Below are 24,122 nucleotides of genomic sequence, written 5' to 3'. Positions count from 1 at the left end.
CCGGAAAGCGCCCGCCGCCCGGACGCCGTGACCTGAAAGCGCCCCATGACGACCCGCATCGAAGCCCGTTTCGCCAAGCTGAAGGACGAAGACCGTCCCGCCCTCGTCACCTTCGTCATGGCCGGCGATCCGGATCAGGAGACGGCGCTGAAGATCGTGCAGTCGTTGCCTGAGGCCGGGGCCGACATCATCGAGCTCGGCATGCCGTTTTCCGACCCGATGGCCGACGGGCCGGCGATCCAGAAGGCGGGGCTGCGCGCCCTGAAGGCCGGCGCGACGCTGAAGAAGACGCTCGCCACCGTCGCCGAGTTTCGCAAGAGCGATGACGAGACGCCGATCATCCTGATGGGCTATTTCAATCCGATCTACATCTACGGCGTGGATGCCTTCGTGAAGGATGCGCTGGAAGTCGGGGTCGACGGGCTGATCGTGGTCGATCTGCCGCCGGAGATGGACGAGGAGCTCTGCCTGCCGGCGCTGAATGCCGGGCTCAATTTCATCCGTCTCGCCACCCCGACCACCGACGACAAGCGCCTGCCGGCAGTTCTGAAGAACACGTCGGGCTTCGTCTATTATGTCTCGATCACCGGCATCACCGGTTCGGCGGCGCCCGATGCCGACAAGGTCGCGGCGGCTGTGGGCCGCATCAAGCGCCACACCGATCTGCCGGTCTGCGTCGGTTTCGGCGTGCGTAGTGCCGAACAGGCGGCCGAGATCGGCCGCGGCGCTGACGGCGTCGTCGTCGGATCGGCTCTGGTTTCTGCCATCGAGGCGGCAGCAAAGGACGAGGCCGGTGGCCTTGATTCCGTCACCGCCGTGTCCGACATCGTCAAGCGCCTGGCCGATGGCGTTCGCACCGCCCGCCTTGCGAAGGTCTGAGCGGCGGACCATCTGAATGCTCGGTCGGCAATGTGCCACGAAGGGTGCGCAGCTGGGCACATCGGCGTGAAGCCGGCCACGCGGCCGGCAGGGACCCACAGCGGTCTCGCCAGCCCTCATCCGCCGTCCGGCTCGACAACGAAAGAGACGTGTCTCAAGTGAACTGGATCACCAACTACGTTCGCCCCAAGATCTCCAGCCTGCTCTCGGCGCGCCAGGTGCCGGAAAATCTCTGGATCAAATGTCCCGAGACCGGGGAGATGGTCTTCCACAAGGACCTCGAGGCCAATCAGTGGGTGGTGCCGTCCTCGGATTTCCACATGCGCATCCGCGCGAGAGACCGGCTGAACCATTTTTTCGACAAGGGCGCCTATGATCTGGTCGATCTGCCATCGGCTCCCGTCGATCCGCTGAAGTTTCGCGATTCCAAGCGCTATGTCGACCGGCTGAAGGAATATCGCGCCAAGGCCGAGATGGACGACGCTGTGCTGGTCGCCAAGGGCGATGTGGACGGGCTGCCGATCGTCGCGACGGTTCAGGACTTCGCGTTTATGGGCGGCTCGCTCGGCATGGCGGCAGGCGAGGCGATCATCAAGGGCTTCGAGACCGCCGTCGCCGAGCACCGGCCGCTGGTTCTCTTCTCCGCCTCCGGCGGCGCCCGCATGCAGGAGGGGATCCTGTCCCTGATGCAGCTTCCGCGCACCACCGTCGCGGTCGAAATGCTGAAGGAAGCAGGGCTTCCCTATATCGTCGTTCTCACCAATCCGACGGCGGGTGGCGTTTCGGCTTCCTATGCCATGCTGGGTGACGTCCATATCGCGGAGCCTGGTGCCGTGATCGGCTTTGCCGGCGCTCGGGTGATCGAGCAGACGATTCGCGAGAAGCTGCCCGACGGTTTCCAGCGGGCCGAATATCTCCTCGAACACGGCATGGTCGACATGGTCGTCCACCGGCATCAGCTGAAGGAGAAGATCGCGACCCTTCTCAAGCTTTTGACCAAGGCGCCGGCAACGCTTGCCGAAGCACCCAATCCCGTTGTCGAACAAGCAGATAACCAGAATGCTCTGCCGGCTCCGGCCGAACAGCCGGAGAGCAGGGCTTGAGACACGGCTTTGCATCCGCCTTGAGGCTCGCGTAACACGCCGCAATGACTACGACTTCCCTTGCCGCGGCGGAAATCGACGCGCTTCTCGAGCGACATCCCAAAGGCTTCGACCTGACGCTGGATCGCATCCAGCGCCTGTTGACGGCGCTGGGCGATCCGCATCTGCGCCTGCCCCCGGTCGTGCATGTCGCGGGGACCAACGGCAAGGGCTCGGTCACCGCCTTCACGCGGGCCATCCTGGAAGCCGACGGCCGCGCGGTGCACAGCCATACCTCGCCGCATCTGGTCAACTGGCACGAGCGCTACCGGCTCGCCGCGGGTGCGGGAAGATCGCAACTCGTTTCCGACGAGGTGCTGGCGGCGGCCGTGCGCAAGGCGGCCGAACTCAATGGCGGCCGGCCGATCACCGTCTTCGAGATCCTCACGGCGGTGACCTTTCTCCTGTTTGCGGAATATCCGGCTGATATGGCGGTCGTCGAGGTGGGGCTCGGCGGGCGGTTCGACGCGACCAATGTGATCGCGCGGCCAGCGGTCAGCGTCATCACCTCGATCTCGCTCGATCATCAGTCGTTCCTCGGTGACCGGGTGGAGCTGATCGCCGCCGAAAAGGGCGGAATCATCAAGCCCGGCGTGCCGGTGGTGATCGGCCAGCAGGTCGAGCCGGTAGCGATGGAGGTGCTGACCAGCATCGCCGACCGGCAGGGCGCGCCGGCCTCGGTCTACGGCCAGGACTTCTTCGCCTATGACGAGCGGGGGCGGCTGGTCTACCAGGACGAGGACGGACTTCTCGACCTGCCGATGCCGCGACTGCCGGGCCGACACCAGATGGTCAACGCCGCAACCGCGATCGCCGCCCTTCGCAAGAGCCCGTTTCCGCCCTCCGACAAGGCGATCGAAGTCGGCATGGCGAATGTCGACTGGTATGGCCGCATGCAGCGCCTGACCAGCGGTCCCCTGGTCGAGATGGCGGCGCCGGGCTCGGAGATCTGGATCGATGGCGGGCACAATCCCGGTGCCGGGGCCGCCATTGCCGAGACTCTGGCGGATATGGAAGACCGGGTGCAGCGTCCGCTCTTCCTGATCACCGGCATGATCAACACCAAGGAGCCGCTTGGTTTCTTCTCCGCCTTCACCGGCATGGCGCGGCGGGTGTTCACCGTGCCGCTCAGCACGACGGAAGCCGGGATCGATCCCGATGAACTGGCGGATGTGGCGATCGAAGCCGGGCTCGATGCCGAACCCTGCGATTCGGTCGAGGAAGCGATCCAGCTCGTCTCCGCCAATTGGCAGGCGGATCCCGCGCCGCGCTTCCTCATCTGCGGATCGCTCTATCTGATCGGCGAGGTTCTCGGCCGCAGCGGCATCGTCCCCCGCTGAGCCTTTTTGGGGGTTCCAAGCCTATTGCAGCATGTCTTCTTCGACATGGCGGGCACGAGCACGGCGGCGCTTGCGCATGGCGACCGCGCCATGGCCTCCGGCGCCGCAGGCCCAGCCGAAAAGAAAACCGATCGCCGCCAGCAGAAGGCCGTCGAACGTGGCGGGAAAGGCCGGACGGTAGTCGTCGCCGGTACGCTCGACGATCGCCCAGTCAGGATCGCTGAGCACCTCGAAGGGGCGGAAGAGCGGCGTGGTCGCGATTAGGTCGCGGTAACGCTCTTCGAGCGAGGCGTAGCGCGCGAGATTGGCTTCTGCGTCTATTCCCTGCCGGGCCGCGAGATCGTCGGAATTCTCCTTGAGACGCGCGATCGCTTCGTCGGGCGAAAGCTCGGACGCCCGGGCGCTTTCGGCGAAGCGTTCGACGACCACGCGCATCTCGTCGGCGGCGCCGCCTAGGCGCTGCAGATATTGCTGAGTGAATTCGGCCGACTGGCTGAACAGCGTGCCGGCGAACAGCGCAGCGACAACGCGCACGATCAGGGCGTTCAGGTGCCTGTCCTCCTCCCGGATGTTCCCTTTTGTCTCAGCGGGCCCTCGCGCCCTCGGCCAGCAGGGCGTCGATCATATCGCCCTTGGCGGCTTTGAGAAGCGGGGAGAAGTCGCCGCCTTCCAGCATTGCGCTTGTGGCGTCGAGGATCGCCTGGTGGGTAAGCCGGGCGACCGCCGAGCCGACGCTGATGCGTCTGACGCCGATTTCCGCGAATTCGGACTTCGTGTGTTTCGCAAATGCGCCGGCCGCAAGGGCGTTGACCGGCTTGGAGACGCTCGCCACCACGGTCTGAAGACCAGCCAGATCGCCGGGATGGGGAACGTAGAGTAGATCGGCGCCGGCCGCTTCGAACGCCTGAATGCGCCGAATTGCCTCGGCGAGGTCGTAGACGCCGTTCATGACGCCATCCGCTCGGGCGCAGAGAGTGAAGGGCCGTCCCGTCGTGCGGGCCGCAGCGGCCGCGGCCCGTACCCGCTCGACGGCCTCGGCAAAGGGATAGGCCGGGTTGCCATCCACCATCATCGTGTCTTCGATCGAACAGCCGGACAGGCCGATCTCGCCCGCCAGCCGCACCGTCTCCGCGACGCCGTCCGGATCGTCGGCAAAGCCGTTCTCGAAATCGCCGCTGACGGGAAGGGGCGTGGCGGCGAGAATGTCCTGGGCGTGCGCGAGCGCTTCATCGCGGCTGACGCCGCCCATGTCCGGGCGACCGAGCGTGAAGGCGAAGCCGGCGCTGGTCGTCGCGAGCGCCTTTGCCCCGAGCGCCGCCATCAGCCGCGCCGAGCCGGCATCCCACGGATTAGGGATGACGAAGCAGCCGGATTGATGCAGGGCATGAAAGCGCTCGTGCCGTTCGCCTGTCGTCATGGGCTTCTTATCTCGCTGGGATTCCGGTGGTCAGCGCGCTGTATCGCCCGGATTTCTTATGAGAGCCACCCTTTTGCTTCGTCATCCTCCTGCGTCAGCACGGGGATCCATGCCTCACCGCTTTAACCGCCGATCCGGTGCAAGAAGAGTCGAGCACGATCTGCACCCGATTGCCAGTCTCAGCGAGGAGGCATGGATCCCCGACCCTGCGGGTCGAGGATGACGACGCGGAGAGGTCTTGTCCTCTGAAACGCCCTCGATCACGCTTCCTGAGTCAAGCCGTGTCGTCACGCCGAGATAACGCAACACGGATGGAGTCGAGAATAAATCAGACGGGCCCCATCTTACCCCTTCATAAGCGAAAAGGGCCCGCGCCTCGGCGCGAGCCCTTTCAAATCTGACATCAAGGCTATGGGCGAAGGCTTACGCCGCGCCCTTGATCCAGTCGACGAGCTTTGACTTCGACTGCGCGCCGATTTGCACGGCGGCCGGTTCGCCGTTCTTGAACAGAAGCAGCGTCGGGATCGAGCGCACGCCGAACTGGGCGGCGAGGTCAGGGTTCTCGTCGATGTTCACCTTGGCGACCTCGATCGTGTCCATTTCCTCGGAGATTTCCTCGAGGCTCGGCGCGATCATCTTGCAGGGGCCGCACCATTCGGCCCAGAAGTCGACGACGACCGGCTTCTGGCTCTCCAGAACGTCGGTCTTGAAGCTCTGGGTATCGACTTTCTTCGTAGCCATATTCCGGCTCCTTGTTCCGTGTTTCGATCATCTAGGTAGACGTCTGTTCCGGCCAATTCAAGCAAGGTCGTCATCTGTCGGACGCTGCGTTTTCTGATCGGAAACGGCGGCATCCATCGCCGCGGCGGGAACCGCGATCAGGCGCGGCGCCTCGGTGAAGAGAAGCGCCGCTTCCACCGGCTTGTCCGGGTAGAGCGGTTGAACCAGCGCGCGATAGAGCGCGAGCTGCAGGATATAGGCCTGCGGCACGGCGTCGAGCCGTTCGGGCGGCGGCCGGTTGGTCTTGAAGTCGACGATCAGCACCCGGTCATCGGTCACGGCCAGCCGGTCGATCGTGCCGTTGACCGTATAGCTCTTGCCGCGGAGCGTCAGCTCGCCGGCGATCGCGATCTCGGCCCGGCTTCCGGCGGCGAAGATCGGCGCGAAATCCGGCTCGGCCATGACGGCGAGGACGGAGGCGGTCAGGTGGCGGCATTCGCTCTCAGGAAGATCGTGCGCGAGCGCCGCCAGAACGTCGCCAGCCACCGTTTCGCGGTCCTCCGGCGCCACCCCGGGCAGCACTTCGAGCATCCGGTGGGCGGCGAGCCCGCGCCGGATGGCAAAGGACGGTGTGTCGGCGCCGCTCAGGACCGGCGACTGCGGGACTTCGCCCTCGATGGCGGGCGCCGTGTCCGGCTCGGGTTCGGGCAGGATTTCCGCTGCCGCGCTCGCGAGCGAGGGCGACAGGGGGCGGGGCGGCAGCACTTCCGGCTGAAGCGGGGCGAGCGGCAAGGTTGGCGGCTCGGCCGCGATCGTGCGGCGCGTCTGGAGCTTTTCGCCGCTGGGCGGTGCGCCGATCCGCAGCGCAATGCGTTCGCCATTCGAATCGACGATCTCCTCGGCCTCGCCCTCAAGTGCGGCCGCGACGCGCTGCAGCCAGGATTCCGCGTTCGGGCCCCTCAGCCCGGCGATGCCGCACACCACCAGACGATCGGCCGCCCGTGTCATCCCGACATAGAGGAGCCGGCGATATTCCTCCTCGGCCCGCTCTTTCTCGGCGCTCTTGAGATCGGAGACGACACCGTTGCGACAATCCTTCGTCGGACACCATAAAAACCCCGGAGCGTGACCGGGCGCGAGGCCCGGCATGGCCTCCCAGGGGATCAGGCTCGCCCCATGGGCGTGTGAGAAGGGCGCCGAACCTGGATCGACGAGAAACACCACCGGCGCCTCCAGGCCCTTGGAGGCATGGACGGTGAGAATGCGCACCTCGCCCCGGCCATGGCCAAGTTCGCGCTTCAAGGTGGGGGGCGATTCTGCAAGCTCGGCGAGGAAGGCGTCGAGGCCGGTGACGCCTTCCTGTTCCTTCGCGAGCGCCAGATCGAGAAAGGCGTCGATCACCTCGTTCGAATCGCGGCCGAGCCGGGCGGTCAGCGCCTTGCGGCCGCCCTCCGGCCCGAGAATGCGGCTGTAGAACTGGAACACTCCGGTAAAGCCCGCCCGGTCGCGCAATTCGTCGAGACGGTCGATCGCGCGTTTGGCCTTCGCGACAAGCGCGATCGCGGCGTCGCCATCGGGCGCAAAGTCCGGCAGCCTGGCAAGACCATCCTCGCCCCCGAGCAGCCGCAGGGCGTAGGAGAGCGGTTCGCTGCCGTCGCGCGACAGCGCGAGCGCCATCAGATCGTCGTCGGAGAACTCGAACAGCGGGCTCTTCAGTACCGCGGCGAGCGACAGGTCGTCGTCGAAGTTCGCCACCACCCGGCCGAGCGCCACCAGGTCTTCGATGGCGATGTGATCGGTGATGACCAGTCGGTCGGTGCCGGCGACGGCTATGTGCCGGTCCCGGAGCGCGGCGGCCAGCGCCGCGCTGAAGCCCGAGCGCTTGCGGACCAGGACCATGACGTCGCCCGGATCGAGCGGCCGCGTCGCGCCCTTGACCCGGATCGGATCGCCGATCCAGCGCTGGATCGTGTCGGCGATGCGATGGGCGAGCCGGTGGGTGGGCGAACCCTGCGGTTCTTCGTCGAGCGGCATCGTCCAGTCGTCGGGCTCGTCGATCTTCTGGGCTTCGAAGGGCGGCCAGATCTCGACCAGCCCCGGCCCGTCGCGGCGGGCGGCGGAATGGGCCGGCGCCTCGTTGCCGGCGGAGAGGCCCTTGCGATTGTCCGGATCGAGAAACACCCGGTCGACCGCCGAAAGCACGGTTTCCACGGTGCGGAAGGAGCGATTGAGCTGAATCGCCTCGAAGGCGATGCCGGCGGTTTCCGCCCGGCGTTCCACCCGCCGGCGCTCCTCGTCGAACATGTGCGGCGAGGCGCCCTGGAAGGAATAGATCGACTGCTTCTCGTCGCCGACGGCAAACAGCGTGCGGCGGCGGTTATGACTGCCCGCACCGGCGAAGAACTCGTCGGCGAGCTGGCGCATCACCTGCCATTGCCGCGGGCTCGTATCCTGGGCCTCGTCGATCAGGATGTGGTCGATCCCCTGATCGAGCTTGTAATGCACCCAGTTCGCCGCTTCGGACCGCAGTAGGAGATCGGCCGTGCGGGCGATGAGATCGGTGAAGTCGAGCCGCCCGCGCCGGCGCTTCAGCCCGGCATAGTCGCGCTCAAAGGCATCGGCGATGACGAGCGCGGCGCGACTTGCGCGAAAGAGCCGGAGCGTGGCCTGTTTTTCCTCGATCGCCGCAACGCGGTTCCCCGCGGCCTGCAGGCGTTCGAGGAGATCGGGCACGAATTCGGCTACGGACTTGGTGGCGACGCCCCGAAGCGAGGCGCGAACTTCGCCCTTGGAATCGAGCACGATGGCGCGATAGGCGGCGAAGCGCTGCTCGGGTTCGAGGCCTTCATCCAGAAGCCGTACAAGCCGCTCGCCGAACCGGACGTCGGAGACCGACTGGCTGGCGCTCGCGGCGGCCTTCAGCGTCTCGCAGATCTCGGGCGGCAGATGCGGGCAGGGGAGGGCGGCGGTAATGGCACCGCTTTCTTCTTCAACCGGTTCGACCCCGAGACTTTCGGCAAGGTGCGCCACCGCCTCCCCCACCCCGCCGACTTCCTCGAGATGCCGACCGATGTCGTCGCGCTTGCGGGCGATGTCCTCCAGAAGCCGATCGAGACCGTTCTCGCCAGCAATGTCCAGCACGTCGGCGAAGGCCGACGGTAAGCCGTCGAAGCTTGCTTTGTCGGTAGCGATTGGCCCTCTCTCCCCCCTTGTGGGGGAGATGCCGGCAGGCAGAGGGGGGTATCCCGACCGCGAACCTCCAAGAGTTGGCGCCACACCCCCCTCTGGGTTGCCATCCATCTCCCCCACAAGGGGGGAGATCGATGCGTCTCCGCGTTCGCCTTCTCTCAAGCGATGGTCTGCTGTGACTGCACCCGTCAGGAGCCGCTTGCGCGTTTCGGCCACAAGCCGCGCGGTCTCCGCTTCTTCCATCACCTGGAAATGGCCGGGCACGTCGGCTTCCAGCGGGAACTGGTGAAGGATCGCCTCGCAGAAGGCATGGATCGTCTGGATCTTCAGGCCCCCCGGTGTCTCCAGGGCGCGGGCGAAGAGCTGCCGCGCCTTTTGCAGCGCCGGCTCGTCGGGCCGCTTGCCGATCAGAGGCCCCAGGACAGCGGCTAGCGCGTCATCCGGCATGGTCGCCCAGGCGCCGAGGCGGGCGAAGACGCGCGTGGACATTTCCGCCGCCGCCGCCTTGGTGAAGGTGAGGCACAGGATCTTCGACGGGTCCACACCGGAGAGAAGCAACCGCACGACGCGTTCGGTCAGGACATGGGTCTTGCCCGAGCCGGCATTCGCCGCGACGAAAACGGAAGTCTTCGGGTCCGAGGCGATCTCCTGGCGGCGAATCGTTTCCGGATCGACAAAGGGCGCGAGGCTCTGGCTCATGCGCCGCCTCCCGCTTCGCTCGGGCTCTCGTCATCGCCGGCGACGGCCCATTCCTTGACCCGGGCGAGATGGTCGTAGTCCCCACCATATTCGCGGGCATAGACCGGCCGGACCCGCGAGCGAAACGGCGTGTCGGCGAGAAGCGTCCGCGCGGCGAGCCGCTCGAAGCGGGCGATCGCCTGCCGCGACAGGTCGGTCGGGTCGACGGGCGGTTCGCTCTTCGTGCCGGCGGTGGCGATCGTCTCCTCTTTCAGTTCGCGTTCGCGCAGCCGCACATAGGCGAGATCGTTCAGACGATCGCCCGGCCGGGTTCCCTCGAAATCACCGCGCAGCGCCATGCCGCCTTCGAGCGCGAGCTGCGGCGCGAGAAGGCTGCGCGCCTGCTTCACCGAGGGCTGGGTGCCGGTCTTGAAGTCGAGAATGACGAGCGAACCGTCGGTGAGGCGGTCGATCCGGTCCGAGCGGCCGGTGAGTTTGATGCCAATCGCCGGAAAATCGCTGGTCCCCTGTCGCTCGGCCATGCGCTCTCGCAAAGTATCGTGGCGGTCCCGCTCCCAGCCGAGGAAATGGCCGATCGTGCCGACCATGCGCGGCCACCACACCGCCTCGATATCCGGCGGCAGGGCCTCGCGGTCGAAATGCTGGCGGGCGATCGCGATCAGCTCTTCCGCCGCATCCGCCGCCATCGGGTCGATTCCCTTGATGACGAAATCTGCGACGACTGCGTGGACCAGACTGCCGCGCTCGGCCGCATGGGGGGCGCGCATCAGAGGCGGCAGCGGTTCCAGCTTCAGGATGCGTTTGGCGTGGATCGCGTAAGGGTCGCGGATCAGCGTCTCGACTTCCGTTACCGAATACCGGCGCGGGCGCATCTCGACTGGCGGTCGTGGCTCCGGGCGCGGGATGCGCGGCCTGTCTTCCGCCACGTCCAGGCTTTCGGCGGCAGCAAAAAAGACATCGCCGCGCTCCCGGATCGTGTTCGTCGCCTCGGCGCCGGCCAGCGTCGTCAGCCGTTGCAGCCAGCGCGAGGCCAGCGTCGGCGCTCCGTCCATCCGACGCGAGCGGGTGAGGATGACGCGCTCAGCACCCATCGCCATCCAGAAGTCGTGGGCGGCCAGTCCGATCCGGCGCTCTGGCGGGTCGAGGGCGATCTCGCGGCGCATCAGCCTAGAGAGGAACGCGCCATTGCGCGCGCCGGCCGGCCAGACGCCCTCATTGAGCGAGCCGAGGATCGCCGTGTCGACGGTTTCGAGCCGCGCCTCCAGCGTCCCCCAGACGAAGGCCCGGGCCGACAGGCCACCGCGGGGCTTCACCGTCACGCCGGCGGACAGTGCGGCGATGGCGTCAGGCAATTCATAGGGCGGAAAGGCGAAGCCGGTTCGTGGCGCGGCGACCAGTTCGGAGAGAAGCCCGGCGAGCGCGGCACCATTCTCTCCGGAATAAAGCTCCTTCGGGTGGCCGGCCGGATCGCAGGCCAGCGCTTCCAGCGCTTTGGTGATGGAGACGGCGTAGTCCGGAAGCTCGGCCGGATCGGCCTCTCGCAGGGCGGTAAGGGGGGCGATCGCCGCCTCGAAATCGGCGGCGAATTGCCGGACCGATTCGTAGTCGCTTGCCTTGATGTGGCGGGCGGGCCTCGAGAGCAGACGCCCGGCCTCGCCGGCCGGCAGGGCCTCGATCTCGTCCAGCCGCTCCTTCACCAGCGTCGCCAGCGCGCCGCCATCGGCGAAGGCGACAGTGCCGCGCAGCACCAGAAGCTCGATGGCGCGGGCGGCGTTGCGGGCCTCGATCGGGACACGGCCGAGGCGGCAGAGCGGGTGTTTCAGGAGCCCGAGAAGCGCGACCGGGTCGCCGGGTTCGAACACGACCTTCAGCAGCGCCGACAGAAGTGTGCCGGGCGCGGTCGCATCGAGCGGCTGGCCGGCGGAATCATTCGCCGTGATGCCGAAGCGGTCGAGTTCGGAAATGACCCGGCGGGCAAGCCGTCGATCCGGCGTGATCAGGGCCACGCTTTTGCCGGGGTGCTCCAGTGCATCTCGCATGGCGACCGCGATGGCGAGCGCTTCAAGGCGTGGCTCGGCGGCTTCGATCAGGGCGATGTCGTCGAGGGCATCCGGTCCATGCCGCTCGGCGTCGTCGGCCCAGGCGGCGGTGGTTTCGGCCGGCCGCAGGGCGTGGGACAGAAAGGCCTCGCGCGACACAAGCTTCGGCGAAAGCTCCGCATCGAGATGCGGCACCTGTTCCGGCGAAAGGGCGAAACGAGTGAGGATGGTCTTCAGGCCATATTGCGGATGGCCGGGTGAGGCGATGGCAAGGTCGCGGTCGATCGCCGCGAAACCTTGGCTACCGATGTGGCGGTCGAGGCCGGGCAGGACGAGCGCGCCCTGCGGCAGATGGGCGATCGCATGCATGAGATCGCGCGTGGCCGGCGCCGTCGCGGTCGAACCGGCGAGGACCACGGGGCCGTCCGCTTCGCCTGCGCGAAGCCGTGCAGCCTCGTTCTCGAGCCAGCGGTTCTTGGCCGCGGCCTCGCTCATGACGCCGCGTTCCTCGAGATGAGCGGGCCAGTGCTCGGTGACGATGGACAGGAAAGACAGCGTCGTCTGCCACCAGGCGGCGAGAGATTCCGGGGCGAGCCCGGCGAGCTTGGCGAAGGAGGTCTTCTCGGTCTCGATCTCATCCAGAAGGGCACCCAGATCGCCGGCCAGCCACAGGGCCTCGGCCGCCGAGGTCATCCGCTCGGGCGCGCCTTCCACCGGCTCGCCGGCCACCCGGTCGGCCAGATGGCGCCATTGCCGGGCGAGGCGGGCCAGGCTGAGGCGCCGTTCGAGTTCTGGCATCGCCGACAGCCGTGCGGCGGGATCGGCATCGGCGCCGGCAGCGAAGATCTCAGCCTCATCCCCTTCGCCGATCGGGCGGATGCGCGGCAGGATCGCCGCCCTGCCGCCCAAGGCCTGCACGAAGGCGCCGGCAAGACTGCGCGCGGCGCGCCGGCTCGGAACGTAGATCGTGACATCGGCGAGCGACAGCGGATCGCCCGCATAGCGGAAACCCTCGATCACTTGCCCGGCGAGGAGACCCTCGGCCAGGGTCTTCAGGAACGGCCGGCCGGGCGGGATCGAAAGAATCGTTGGAGCCATCCCGGCAATCTACCCGGTCAAAGGCCGATTCGCATGCTCCCGCGAACGGTCTATGCAATTCTGATGCGTCCCGACGTCGCGGAAAACCGCCCTCGTTCAGGACGGCCCCACCCCCGCGGTCAAGTCCGAGACAATCTACAAATGACCCTGCGTAAGAGCCGATTTAACCTCCGAGAGTGACGCGCTTAACCGTTCACGAACTTGGCAATTGATTTTCCGGCCACAGGCGGAAATAGTCTTTTTCGTGGCAAAAAGACGACAACGAATTGGCAGGAGTGGCGTAATGAAGAATTTGGCTCTGGCGATCGCGATGATCGTCGGATCGTGTTTCCTGACGCTTTCGGCGGCACAAGCCGGCCTGGTCGGGAAGGTCGATCTTTCCTCTCAAACCCTCACCGTCATCCAGAACGGCAAGGTAGTGTACCGCTGGCCGGTCTCGACGGCGCGGCGCGGCTATGTCACGCCCACGGGCACCTGGAAGCCCAAGCGTCTGCACCGCATGTGGTATTCGCGCAAATACGACATGTCGCCGATGCCCTATTCGGTGTTCTACCACCGCGGCTATGCCATTCACGGCACCGGCGCGATCAGCCGGCTGGGCCGTCCGGCGTCCCATGGCTGCGTGCGGCTGCATCCGGCGAACGCCAAGCGCTTCTACTCGCTGGTGCGCAAGCACGGCATGGGCAACACGCGGATCATCGTTCAGCGCTGACCCGACCGAATAGCGGGAGACATGCGCCGGCGCGCCTGTCTCTTGTCCGGCAGGAGTTCGAGAAGATCGCGACGATCTGGGACCGGCTCCTCATGGGGCCGGTCGTTTGTGTTTGCTCATGCTGGAGGTGCTTTCTTGCGATCTGCGCCTCGGGCTCGCCCGTGTCAGCGTCGCTTCTTGCGCTTCGGGGCGATCTTCCAGCGGTCGTGAAACCACATCCACTGATCCGGATATTCGCGAATCCAGCCTTCAACGACGTCGTTGAGCAACTGACAGCTCGCCGCGACGTCGACCGCGCCTTCTTCATCGGTCGGCAGGTCGAGGCGCGGCATCAGTTCAAGGCGATAGCGATTGCCGGGCAGGCGGATGCAGCGTGCCGGATAGACCTCCGCATCGTATTGGCGGGCGAGCTTTGGTAGCAGCGGATTGGTCTTGCACGGCAGACCGAAGAACGTCGTCTTCACGCCTTTCCTGAATTTCTGGTCGACCAGCATGCCGACAGAGCCGCCGCCCTTCAGGATGCCGGCGAGCGCCCAGGCCGCTCCGGCCTTGGAAGGGACGAGGTGGCCGCCGCTGGTGCGGCGCGCGGCCTGCACGCGCTTGGCGATGTAGATGTTGTTGGGCTGGCGAAAGAGGGCGGTGAACTGCAGGTGATAGGCCGCAGCCCCGATCGGCAGAAGCTCGAAGCAGCCGAGATGGCCGGTGAAGAAGATGAACGGCCCTTTTCGTTCGCGCAGCTCGACGAAGGTCTCGACGCCGACCACCTCGATCCGGCCTTCGCCCGGATGGTCGGGATCGAAGTCGAAGAGATCGTCCAGATAGACGAATTCGGCAGCGATCCGGCCCATCTGCCCCCAGTTCGCCATCGCGGTCGCCCTGACCCAGGCTTCGTCCCTTTCCGGAAAGGCGCGCCTGAGATTGGTCAGCGCCAGTTTGTGGCGGGGCGAGAGCGGGCCCAGGAGGCGCGCGACACGGTCGGCAAATCTCAGACCCGTATCGGCCGGCAGCAGCCGCAGGATCTTCAGAATGCCGAACAGGAGCTTGGCAACGGCATAGTCGCTGGTGCGTTTGGCCCGGAGCGCAAATTTGAGAAGCTTGGGGTTCATGCAGCGGTCGTGTCGCCGACCTCGTCGAGCCGCAGAATGATCTTGCCGAAGACTTCGCGCGCTTCCATGCGCTTCAGCGCCAGATCGATTCCCTCGAAGCCGATCTCGGTGTCGATGACCGGGTGGACGAGGCCCCGCGCCATCTTTTCCATGGCGTGGGTCATGTTCTCCATCCGGCAGCCGAAGGAGCCGAGGAGCTTCAATTGCTGCTGGAAGAGCTGCATCAGATTGATCTGGGTCGACACGCCGGAGGTGGACCCACAGGTGACGAGCCGCCCGCCGCGCTTCATGCACAGCATCGAACCGGCCCAGGTATCGGCGCCCACATGTTCGAAGACGACGTCGACGCCCTTCTTCTTGGTCAACTTGCGGGTGACGCCCTCGAACCGGTCGGCCCGGTAGTTGATCACGTGATCGGCGCCGAGCGCCTTGGCGCGCTCGGCCTTCTCGTCCGAGCCCACCGTGGTGATCACCGTGGCGCCATGGCGCTTGGCGAGCTGGATCGCCGCCGAGCCGATGCCCGAACCACCGGCATGGACGAGGATCGTCTCGCCGGGCTCGAGCTTGGCATTGTCGAACAGCATGTGCTCGACGGTGCCGAAGGTCACCGGGGCGAGGGCCGCGGCGACCGGGTCGCAGCCCGGAGGCGCCGGCACCAGAAGGCGAGCCGGCAGATTGATCTTCTCCTGGGCGAAGCCGTCGAGATGGAAGCCGTGCACGCCGCCGACATTCTCGCAGAGATTATCCCGGCCTTCGCGGCAGGGGCGGCAGAGCCCGCAGGTGCGCGCGCCATAGATGGAGACAAGCTGACCCGGCAGCACCGAGGACACACCTGGGCCGATCGTCTCGACGACGCCCGCGGCTTCGGCGCCGACGGTCAGCGGCAGCTTGCGCTTGGCGAACGCCATGCCGCGCCAGCCCCAGACATCGATGTGGTTCAGCGCGACCGCCTTGATCGCGACCGTCACCTCGCCAGCCTCGGGGGCAGGGGGCGGCGCAACGTCCACCGCCTTGAGGTCCCGGTCGCCGAAGAGTTGAAGTGCGCGCATGGTCTGGTCCTGAAATATCGGTCTGCCGTCTCAGCCGCGCGGTTCGCGGCCGAGGACCAGGCAGGCGTTCTGTCCGCCGAAGCCGAAGGAATTGGAGAGCACGGCCGAAATATCCCCCCGCCGCGCTTCGTTCGGCACGACGTCGAGGGTGAGAGCCGGGTCGGGATTGTTGTGGTTGATCGTCGGCGGCAAAATGCCTTCCTTGAGCGACAGGATCGAGAACGCCGCCTCGATGGCGCCCGCAGCCGTCAGCGTATGGCCGATCATCGATTTGTTCGAGGAAATCGGCGTCTCGGGCAGCCGGTCGCCGAAGACCGCCGCCAGACCCGTTGCCTCCATCCGGTCGTTCTCCGGCGTCGACGTGCCATGGGCGTTGATGTAGTCGATCTCTTCCGGCTTCAGGCCGGCATCGTCGATCCCGGCCTTGATCGCGGCGATGATCGGCGAGCCGTCGGGCTTGGAGCGGGTGCGGTGGAAATCGTCGGCCCGCTCGCCGCAGCCATGGATGATGCCGAGCACCTTCGCGCCGCGGGCCTTGGCCGCCGAAAGCGATTCCAGCACCAGCGCGCCGGCGCCCTCGGCCATGACGAAGCCGTCGCGGTCCTTGGAAAAGGGCTTCGAGGCCTTCTCGGGGACGTCGTTCTGGGTGGAGAGCGCCGAAAGCAGCGAGAAGCGGATCAGCGATTCCTGCGTGATCGAACCGTCCGTCCCGAGGGTGATCGCGCGATCCGTCTCGCCTCGCCGAATGGCTTCGACACCGAGCTGAATGGCGCTCGCCCCGGAGGCGCAGGCGGTCGACAGCGTGATCGGCAGACCGCGCGTACCGAGACGATTCGCGAGCAGCTCGGAAATCCGGCTGCACTGGGTCAGATGGTAGATCGACGGATCGGGATGCTTGCGGGCGATTTCGAGCAGGCGGTCGTAGCCGGCCTCCTCCCGTGTCGCGCCATCCATCCGGTCGAGCTTCAGCCGATGCTGCCATTCCATCTCGACGGGTGGTGCGGCGAGGAACAGAGGCCCGCCGAAATCGGCGTCGTTCAGCCCCGCCATGACGATCGCTTCCGAGCCGGCGGCCTCCGCCATGGCGTAGGACAGGCCGGTCGAGGTCGCGCCCATCTCGCCCATGAAATCGACGCTGCCCGAAATGGTGGTGCGCAGACCATCGGTGGGAAAGCGGTCGATCGCGTGAATGCCCGAGCGGCCGGCGGTCAGGGCCGCCCAATTGTCGGTGACACCGCGCCCCAGAGAGGAGACGATGCCAAGACCGGTCACGGCAATGATCGGCCGGCCGAGAAAATCGGTGTCGCTCATGGTCATCGAACCTCGTTCTCGCCGCGGCCAGGAGCGACGCTCCCGCTTCGCAGGCCTGTCTTTCTTTCAATCATCGGCTCGGGCCCGCGATCGATTCGACGAGGCAGACGCCCTCGCCATGCAGATGGCCCAATGCGGTCACGATGGCTCGGCGCGGGGCCGCATTGGCCTCGCTCTCCTCGCCGCTGTCGAAGGGCGGCAGCGCGACACCGCGGGCGAGGGCACCTGCCGCAAGGGCGACGCCCGCCGGCATCTGAGCCTCGAAGGAATGGCCAAGCATCGTGCCATAGGCGCGCGTCGGGCTCCCGGGCAGCTTGTCGGCCAGCACTTGACGCTCGATGTCGAGCAGATCGGCGAGGCCGGTGGCGCCGGAAAGCACCAGCGTCTCTTCAGCCGAAGTGGAATTGTCGGGCAAGAGCGCGGTGAAACGCTCCGCGGTCTTCTCGCGTTCGCGGCGGCCGCGATCGCCCACGGCCGAAACCAGCCGCGCATAGGCGGTTGCCGAGCGCTTGGCCGCATGGTCGGCCGATTCCAGCACGAGGAAGGCGCCGACACTGCCGACCGCGATTCCCGAATGCGCTTCGTTACGCGCAGAGACCGGCCGCCATTCGTCGCGCAGCATCAGCCCGGCCAGATCGAAGTTCAGGATCAGGTCTTTTCGTTCGGCGGAAAACGCGCCGCCGACGAGGCAGATTTCGCTCTGGCCGGAGGCGATCCGCGCGCTGGCCGAATAGAGCGCGGAAATTCCAGCAGCCTCTTCGCCCATGAAGGTCCGGGACGAGCCCGTCACCTTGTGGACGATCGAGATGTTGCCGGCGAGAAGGTTGGAGAGCTGCGCCAGGAACAGCGTCGGCCGAAGCTCGGTCGACAGCGTCTCGTTGATGACCCGGCCGGGATCGTTCGAGCCGCGAGCCCGCTCCATGACCATCGCGTCGACATTCGCGTCACGCTCGCCGCCGCCGGCCGCGACGATCATGTCGATCTCGCTGCGCACTCCTTCGTCCATGGGAATACCGGCATCCTCCAGCGCGAGGCCGGCGGAGTAGGTGCCGAGCTTCTGCCAGGTTTCCATCTGGCGCTGGTCGCCGCGCTTGGGGATCTGGCGGGACCAGTCCATCGCCGGCAGGGCGTGGACGAAGTAGGGCTCGTAGCCCTCGGTGACGATACTCGGCTGCAGACCGGGGCCGCGTGCGAAGAGGTCGAGATGATGGGCGATGCCCTCGCCGAGGGACGAAACCAGGCCGATCCCCGTGATCAAGACATCGCGTGGCCGATCAGTCATGAATTTGTCCCATTCCTCTCTCGTGTCGGCAGATCCGTCGACACAGCGCTCTTCGGGGATGAAAATGGCTGAGCTGTGACGGTTGCCGGGCCGGTGAGGGAGCCGTATCGGCAAAGCCTGGCCCCGGCAAGGCCGTCGGCCTCCCGGCGGTCTGTCCGATGTGGCGAGTGCCGATCAAATCGACGGGCCGACAAATGATCGCTGCGACGCTTGCCTCGGAGGTGCCGGGAAGAGCGATTGCCGACGTCTCTTCCCGACCATCACCGGCAGGCCAGACGAATTCGCCGCGTCTCGTCACGCGGGATGATCGTCGCTCTTTTCGGCCGGGCAGGCGTTGCCGGTGCGGCCGACCGGGTGAGCGCGCCGGCCTTCCCTGGCCAGACGGCTCAGCCGGCCTTGGCGGCGCGCAACTCGTCGATCTTGGCGCAGAGGTTCTTCAGGACGAAATATTCTTCCGTCGCGACCTCGCCCTCGTTCACTTCCTGCGTCCACTTCTCCAGCGGAATCTTGATCCCGAATTCCTTGTCGATCGCGAAGACGATGTCCAGGAAGTCCAGGGAGTCGATCCCAAGATCGTCGATCGTGTGGCTTTCCGGCGTGATTTCGTTGCGGTCGATTTCACTGGTTTCGGCAATGATATCAGCGACTCGGTCGAATGTGGAAGACAATGACCTACCCTTGAGCGTTCGAAATGTTGGATTTGGCGGGATGCTATAGGCAAACGAATCCCAAAAGCAAAGCGCCTCAAGCCATTTGTCGGTAATGGAGAGGCAAGCGTGGCCGAACCGCTACGGTCGGAAGCCGAGGCAAGGAACCCCGTCCCCGATGGGCTCCGAGAATGCTCGCCGATTCGCATTTGAGTTGCAGAGGCGGGGCGGCTTGTCGTGGCAATAGGTCATCGAATACCGGTGCCTTGCTCGATGACGCAGCATGACGTTTATTTCATCTATTTTGATAAACAAAGATTATTCACTCTTAAATTTGATGCGAAGTGCTACAGACTGCACTTGAAACAGATTCAATTGAGGCCAAGATCGTTGTGTGACCTTTTGTGTCGGGCTGTCGGTCTGCTTGCGCCTCGTCTCCTGCGAAGCCGACCATTGCGCGACATTTTGTCGACAACATTTTGATTCGCATGAGTTTGCGATCGAGTGGTGACCGGGTATTCAGGATCGCAGGAGTGGGGGTGGGTGCGTCCCGGGAAAGATTGGAAAGAGGAAGAGTGTGCATCGAATAGAAGATAAAAGTGTTTCTCTTCTCTGAGCTCAACTCCTGGTCGCTGAGGAGGGTCGTGATCGCCTGCCGCCACGAAGCAGGACGGTCGAACAGATTGCAGAGCTCGTCAAATCATATGCGGCGCTGCGTGGGGCCGCACAGCGACCAGCCAAAAACGAAACGGAGCCGACACGTTCGCTGGTGATCCTTTCATCCGACATTCAAGCCGGCGAACAAAATGAGTAACACGCGAATGTCGGCGCAAGACCACTAGGGTGGACCCATGGGTAGGAAATGGGATGAAGAACGTGCGGTGATCTCCATCACCAACCGCTTGCTGCGGACGGCGACAGCCTTGGGACGGATCACGGCAAAGGTTCACAAGGGGGAAGAGGGGCTGACCGCCCCCGAATTTACCGTCCTGATGGCGCTGGGACGGAGCGGACGCGAGAGCCTGACATCCTCGCACATCGTCGAAATGACGGCCATGGACAAGACCAAGGTCAGTCGCGCCGTGTCGTCTCTGGACCAGCGCGGATGGCTGACGCGGACGCGGGCCGTATCCGATCGGCGGTTCGAGCATCTCGCATTGACCGGATCCGGCATCGCCGCGTTCGAGCGCCTGCTCCCGAAGATCTACCAGGCCGAAGACTCGGTGCTCAACTCCCTCTCAGCGGAAGAGCGGAATGGTCTGGAGCGCGGGTTGGAGGCTCTGGATCGGGCGATCCGGCCTTAGGCCATTCCCCACGCAGCGGTGAACGATCCGTCGGGCTTTGGGCAACTGACGCGGAGCGCGGCAGCAATTATCTTGAAGATTATTGCTCCCTTTCGTCGGTGGATCGCCATGCTGCCCGCTCTTTTCGTCTCTCACGGCTCGCCGGATATCGCCCTGTCACAGACGCCGGCCACGGATTTTCTGCGCCAGCTCGGTCAGGATCTGCCGCGTCCGCGCGCAATCGTCGTCGCCAGCGCCCATTTCGAGGCGCAGGGCCGGGTCTTCGTGACGAGCGACCAGTGGCCGGAGACGATTCACGATTTCGGCGGCTTTTCGCGTGAACTCTACGAGATGCGCTACCCCGCCCCGGGCGATCCCGCGCTCGCGGCAGAAATCGTCGCGATGCTGAAGACAGCCGGCTTCGCGGCGGCGCCGGCCGCCGCCCGCGGGCTGGACCATGGCGCGTGGGTGCCCCTGTCGCTGATCTATCCGCAAGCCGACATTCCGGTGGTCGCGATCTCTGTCGATCCGTCCCGCGACGCCGCCTATCACTATTCTCTCGGTGAGGCGCTCCGTGAACTGCCCGGACAAGACGTTCTCGTCATCGGCAGCGGTTCCTTCACCCATAATCTGCGCGAGGCCTTCCAGCATCTTCGGATCGGGAACCGCACCGCCAAGACGCCGGTCTGGGTCGAGGACTTCGTCACCTGGATGAGCGACAAGCTGGCGGCCGGCGACCTGCCCGCCTTGCTGGACTACCGGGCACGGGCTCCCTATGCTCGCGAGAACCATCCGACCGACGAACATCTGATGCCGCTCTACGTCGCGCTCGGAGCGGGCGGTGGCGAGGTTCGGACCGAAAAGCTCCACGAGAGCCGCGATTATGGCGCACTCGCCATGGAGGCCTTCGCCTTCCGTCAGGCCGCGTGAGCTTCTGTTCCGGCCGACCGATCTTCCACGACAAGCACGACGCGTGAAAGGCTGTCATGAACGTTGCGTTCGATCTCGACACGCGGCCGGGACTGCCGGCCGACCTCAGGCTTCTGATCGAGAAATATCCGCGAGAGAGCTGGGAGGCCCACCCCAATCTCGAAGGCACGGCGCGATTCTGGCTGTCGCGTCATGACATGTTCCGCGAACTCGGCAAGGCGCTGACCCACGCGCTCGAAGAGCACCGCGAGGGCCGCGTCGAGCTCGACCCGTTCCGGCGTTGGTTCGTGCCGCGATTGAGCTTCTTCCTGCGCGAGCTGGAAGGCCACCATCAGATCGAGGACATGCATTATTTCCCGGTCTATCAGCGGGCCGAGCCGCGCCTGGCGCGTGGCTTCGAACTTCTGGAAGGCGATCACGATACCATCCATCATGATCTCGAGGCTGTGGCCGAGACCGCCAATCGCTTTCTCGGCTTCGCCGATGTCGAGTCTCTAACCTCTGACGACGGCCGCCGCGCGCGCGATGCCTATGCGCTCGCCAGCGAGAAGCTGATCCAGCGGCTGATGCGCCATCTGGAGGACGAGGAGGACCTGATCATTCCTCTGATCCTCGATCGCGGAGAGGCCGGTCTCGGGATATGAGCTGAACGAAACGGGGCTTTTCGGCCTCGGTCCGGTCGGAGAATTTCTGGCGCTCGCGCCGGCGTTTCCACCAGGCGACGACGAGCGGACCCCATTGCCTCCAGGCGAAATAGCTCGCAAGGGCGACGGCGATCGTGGCCAGGACCACCAGGGCGCCCCGCTCCATCACCTCCAGATGGGCGAAGACCGAGCCGATCGAATAGCCGAAGACGAAGCCGATTGTCGTGAAGATGCCGGCCCACAGGCCGGCGCCGATGAAGTTGAGGATCAGGAAGCGGATGATCGAAATGCGCGACAGGCCGAGCGCGATCAGGCCGGGCATGCGAAGCCCGTAGATGTAGCGGTTCACGATGACGAAATAGGCCTGGTAGCGCTCCACCAGCGCCAGTGCATTGGCAAACCGCTTTCGCTGTCGCCAGACGGTCACCCAGCGGTGGGTGGAGAAGAAGCGCGCGAAGAGAAAGACGGAAAGATCGCCGAAGAACGAGCCGGTGAAGGCGAGCGCGATCATCATCTCGAACGGGTAGGAGCCGCGATACGCCAGAAAGCCGCCGATGATCGCGAACACTTCCCCTTCGAAGAAAGTGCCTGCCAGAACGATGATCGGGCCGAACTGGGCGATCAGGCTCAGAATCTCGTACACGGACGCTCCGAATGCTCTGGCGAGCGAAGGTCATCCGGGACCCTTGCCTTGAGGGTCTCGCTCGCCAACGATTTTGCGCTTGCCTTTGGCCGCTGCCGCGCTTGTTGCAGAACTTTGCGGCGCAAGAAAGTGGCATGACGATGATGCTTGAGGCAGCCAATCGCCGGAAGACTGGCCTCAAGATGGGTCAATTCGCTGAAGCGGCAAGCGGATTCGGTTCTCGAAAACATTCGTGGCAAGCGAGACGAGGCTGATCAAATTGGGGTCGATGAAGAAGGGGATGGCCGGTTGAGACAAGTGAGTGATCGATTCCGTCTGGCGTTGGCCCAGTTCAATCCGACCGTTGGCGATCTGGCCGGCAATCTCGCCGAGGCGCGGGCGGCGCGCCGGGAAGCGGCCGAGGCCGGCGCCGACCTGATCCTGTTCACCGAACTCTTCATCGCGGGCTATCCGCCGGAGGATCTGATCCTGAAGCCGGCCTTCGTGACCGCGTGCATGGAGGCGGTCGAGGCTCTTGCAAAGGACACGGCCGATGGCGGTCCAGGCGTCCTCATCGGTTGTCCGTTGCAGACCGAGGAGGGGCTGTTCAACGCCGTCGCGCTTCTCGACGAGGGCGAGGTGGTCACCTGGCGCTCGAAGGTGGACCTGCCGAATTATGGCGAGTTCGACGAGAAGCGGGTCTTCACGCCGGGAGCGATGCCGGGGCCGGTGAGTTTTCGCGGTCTTCGCCTGGGCGTTCCGATCTGCGAGGATGTCTGGGGCGATCTCGACGTTTGCGAGACGCTGGCCGAATCGGGCGCCGAGATCCTCCTGGTGCCAAACGGCTCGCCCTTCTATCGCGGCAAGCTCGATATCCGTCATCAGACCGTCCTGCGGCAGGTGATCGAGACGGATCTGCCGATCGTCTATGCCAACCAGATCGGTGGGCAGGACGAACTTCTCTTCGACGGCGCTTCCTTCGCCTTCCACGGCGACCGGTCGCTGGCATTTCAGGGGCCGCAGTTCGAGGCTGGCGTGTTCGTCAGCGAATGGCAGCGTTCTAAGGAGGGATGGCGGTGCGTCGACGGGAAGACGGCGACCATTCCTGATGACGACGCTGCCGTCTGGCAGGCCTGCGTCCTCGGGCTTCGCGACTATGTGAACAAGAACGGCTTCAAGTCCGTCGTCCTCGGTCTGTCCGGGGGGATCGATTCGGCGGTCTGCGCAGCGCTCGCCGTGGATGCGCTGGGACCCGAGCGGGTCCACACGGTCATGCTGCCCTATCGCTACACGGCCGAAACCAGCCTGGAAGATGCCGCCGCCTGCGCCAAGGCGCTCGGCATCCGCTACGACACGGTGCCGATCGCCGAGCCCGTCGAGGGGTTCGAGCGTGCGCTGGCGCCGCTCTTTGCCGGCAGCCCTCCCGGGATCACCGAGGAGAACCTGCAGAGCCGGACGCGCGGCACGATCCTCATGGCGATCTCGAACAAGTTCGGCGCCATGGTCGTCACCACCGGCAACAAGAGCGAGATGAGTGTCGGTTATGCGACGCTCTACGGCGACATGAATGGCGGGTTCAATCCGATCAAGGACCTCTACAAGACCGAGGTCTTCCGCCTGGCGAGCTGGCGAAACGCGAACTGGCCGGCGGGCGTCCTCGGGCCCAAGGGCGAGGTGGTCCCCGAGCGGATCATCACCAAGCCGCCCTCGGCGGAGCTCAGGGCCGACCAGAAGGACGAGGACTCGCTGCCGCCCTACGACGTTCTGGACGCGATCCTCGAGCATCTCGTCGAGCATGACGGCGGCGTCGAGGAACTCGTGTCGCGCGGCTTCGACGCCGAGACGGTCGCCCATATCGAGCGACTGCTCTACATCGCCGAATACAAGCGCCGGCAGTCGGCCCCGGGCACGAAGGTGACCCGCAAGAATTTCGGTCGGGACCGGCGCTACCCGATCACCAACCGCTTTCGCGACGGGGCCTGAGGGCGCTTCCCGCTCTTCCGGCGCCGCCTT

The 24,122-nt window shown here is 65.5% G+C and carries 19 protein-coding genes; 8 read left to right on the top strand and 11 right to left on the bottom strand.

Going from position 1 to position 24,122, the window contains the following annotated elements; all coding sequences use genetic code 11:
- The first annotated feature begins 45 nt into the window (after positions 1–45).
- From trpA to MF134_RS12735, 3 genes are all read left to right on the top strand, one after another.
- Positions 46–879, top strand: coding sequence for a tryptophan synthase subunit alpha (gene trpA / locus MF134_RS12745; protein ID WP_255339843.1), 834 nt, complete (start codon positions 46–48; stop codon positions 877–879).
- A 158-nt stretch (positions 880–1,037) separates the two neighbouring features.
- Positions 1,038–1,982: an acetyl-CoA carboxylase, carboxyltransferase subunit beta gene (gene accD / locus MF134_RS12740; protein ID WP_255339941.1), complete on the top strand. Its 945-nt coding sequence runs from the start codon at positions 1,038–1,040 to the stop codon at positions 1,980–1,982.
- 44 nt (positions 1,983–2,026) lie between these two features.
- Positions 2,027–3,361, top strand: coding sequence for a bifunctional folylpolyglutamate synthase/dihydrofolate synthase (locus MF134_RS12735; protein ID WP_255339842.1), 1,335 nt, complete (start codon positions 2,027–2,029; stop codon positions 3,359–3,361).
- 21 nt (positions 3,362–3,382) lie between these two features.
- Here the strand turns inward: MF134_RS12735 and MF134_RS12730 are convergent, their stop codons facing one another.
- The 5 genes from MF134_RS12730 to addB all read right to left on the bottom strand — a co-directional run bounded on the left by MF134_RS12730 (position 3,383) and on the right by addB (position 12,523).
- Complete coding sequence (locus tag MF134_RS12730; protein WP_255339841.1) at positions 3,383–3,895, bottom strand: DUF2937 family protein; 513 nt, start codon at positions 3,893–3,895, stop codon at positions 3,383–3,385.
- 49 nt (positions 3,896–3,944) lie between these two features.
- Positions 3,945–4,778, bottom strand: coding sequence for an isocitrate lyase/PEP mutase family protein (locus tag MF134_RS12725; RefSeq protein WP_255339840.1), 834 nt, complete (start codon positions 4,776–4,778; stop codon positions 3,945–3,947).
- A gap of 423 nt (positions 4,779–5,201) precedes the next feature.
- Complete coding sequence (trxA, locus tag MF134_RS12720) at positions 5,202–5,519, bottom strand: thioredoxin (RefSeq protein WP_255339839.1); 318 nt, start codon at positions 5,517–5,519, stop codon at positions 5,202–5,204.
- A 57-nt stretch (positions 5,520–5,576) separates the two neighbouring features.
- The gene (gene addA, locus MF134_RS12715; protein WP_255339838.1) at positions 5,577–9,386 is read right to left on the bottom strand and encodes a double-strand break repair helicase AddA; all 3,810 of its coding nucleotides are present in this window, start codon (positions 9,384–9,386) and stop codon (positions 5,577–5,579) included.
- Positions 9,383–12,523: a double-strand break repair protein AddB gene (gene addB, locus MF134_RS12710; RefSeq protein ID WP_255339837.1), complete on the bottom strand. Its 3,141-nt coding sequence runs from the start codon at positions 12,521–12,523 to the stop codon at positions 9,383–9,385. Before addB ends, addA begins: the two co-directional genes overlap by 4 nt.
- 283 nt (positions 12,524–12,806) lie before the next feature.
- Between addB and MF134_RS12705 the strand changes: the two genes are divergently transcribed.
- Positions 12,807–13,235: a L,D-transpeptidase gene (locus MF134_RS12705; protein WP_255339836.1), complete on the top strand. Its 429-nt coding sequence runs from the start codon at positions 12,807–12,809 to the stop codon at positions 13,233–13,235.
- 164 nt (positions 13,236–13,399) lie between these two features.
- On the opposite strand, the gene MF134_RS12700 is transcribed toward MF134_RS12705, so the two are convergent.
- From MF134_RS12700 to MF134_RS12680, 5 genes are all read right to left on the bottom strand, one after another.
- Positions 13,400–14,341 (bottom strand): lipid A biosynthesis lauroyl acyltransferase, encoded by a 942-nt coding sequence (locus tag MF134_RS12700; protein WP_255339835.1) that lies wholly within the window; start codon positions 14,339–14,341, stop codon positions 13,400–13,402.
- Positions 14,338–15,390 (bottom strand): zinc-binding dehydrogenase, encoded by a 1,053-nt coding sequence (locus tag MF134_RS12695; RefSeq protein WP_255339834.1) that lies wholly within the window; start codon positions 15,388–15,390, stop codon positions 14,338–14,340. Before MF134_RS12695 ends, MF134_RS12700 begins: the two co-directional genes overlap by 4 nt.
- A gap of 30 nt (positions 15,391–15,420) precedes the next feature.
- Positions 15,421–16,707: a beta-ketoacyl-ACP synthase gene (locus MF134_RS12690; protein WP_457589983.1), complete on the bottom strand. Its 1,287-nt coding sequence runs from the start codon at positions 16,705–16,707 to the stop codon at positions 15,421–15,423.
- 64 nt (positions 16,708–16,771) lie between these two features.
- Positions 16,772–17,983, bottom strand: a complete 1,212-nt coding sequence (locus tag MF134_RS12685) for a beta-ketoacyl-ACP synthase (protein WP_255339832.1) — start codon at positions 17,981–17,983, stop codon at positions 16,772–16,774.
- Between the two features lie 386 nt (positions 17,984–18,369).
- A complete protein-coding gene (locus tag MF134_RS12680; protein ID WP_255339831.1) occupies positions 18,370–18,651 on the bottom strand; it encodes an acyl carrier protein in 282 nt (93 codons plus the stop codon).
- 830 nt (positions 18,652–19,481) lie between these two features.
- Between MF134_RS12680 and MF134_RS12675 the strand changes: the two genes are divergently transcribed.
- From MF134_RS12675 to MF134_RS12665, 3 genes are all read left to right on the top strand, one after another.
- On the top strand, positions 19,482–19,934 hold the full coding sequence (locus MF134_RS12675; RefSeq protein WP_255339830.1) for a MarR family winged helix-turn-helix transcriptional regulator: 453 nt from the start codon (positions 19,482–19,484) through the stop codon (positions 19,932–19,934).
- A 108-nt stretch (positions 19,935–20,042) separates the two neighbouring features.
- Positions 20,043–20,843, top strand: coding sequence for a DODA-type extradiol aromatic ring-opening family dioxygenase (locus MF134_RS12670; protein WP_255339829.1), 801 nt, complete (start codon positions 20,043–20,045; stop codon positions 20,841–20,843).
- A 56-nt stretch (positions 20,844–20,899) separates the two neighbouring features.
- Positions 20,900–21,487: a hemerythrin domain-containing protein gene (locus MF134_RS12665; RefSeq protein ID WP_255339828.1), complete on the top strand. Its 588-nt coding sequence runs from the start codon at positions 20,900–20,902 to the stop codon at positions 21,485–21,487.
- Here MF134_RS12665 and MF134_RS12660 read toward each other — a convergent pair.
- Positions 21,441–22,130, bottom strand: a complete 690-nt coding sequence (locus MF134_RS12660) for a DedA family protein (protein ID WP_255339827.1) — start codon at positions 22,128–22,130, stop codon at positions 21,441–21,443. The two genes, MF134_RS12665 and MF134_RS12660, sit on opposite strands and share 47 nt — an antisense overlap.
- 288 nt (positions 22,131–22,418) lie before the next feature.
- Here MF134_RS12660 and MF134_RS12655 point away from each other — a divergent pair, with 288 nt between their 5' ends.
- Positions 22,419–24,092 carry an NAD+ synthase gene (locus MF134_RS12655; RefSeq protein WP_255339826.1) on the top strand — a complete coding sequence of 558 codons (1,674 nt, stop codon included), beginning with the start codon at positions 22,419–22,421 and terminating at the stop codon, positions 24,090–24,092.
- Positions 24,093–24,122: the final 30 nt, after the last annotated feature.

Origin of the sequence: Jiella marina (assembly GCF_024359545.1) — a bacterium.
Lineage (GTDB): Bacteria > Pseudomonadota > Alphaproteobacteria > Rhizobiales > Rhizobiaceae > Jiella.
The sequence above is the reverse complement of the archived record's forward strand: the minus strand, read 5'-3'. Positions and strand labels throughout refer to the sequence as shown.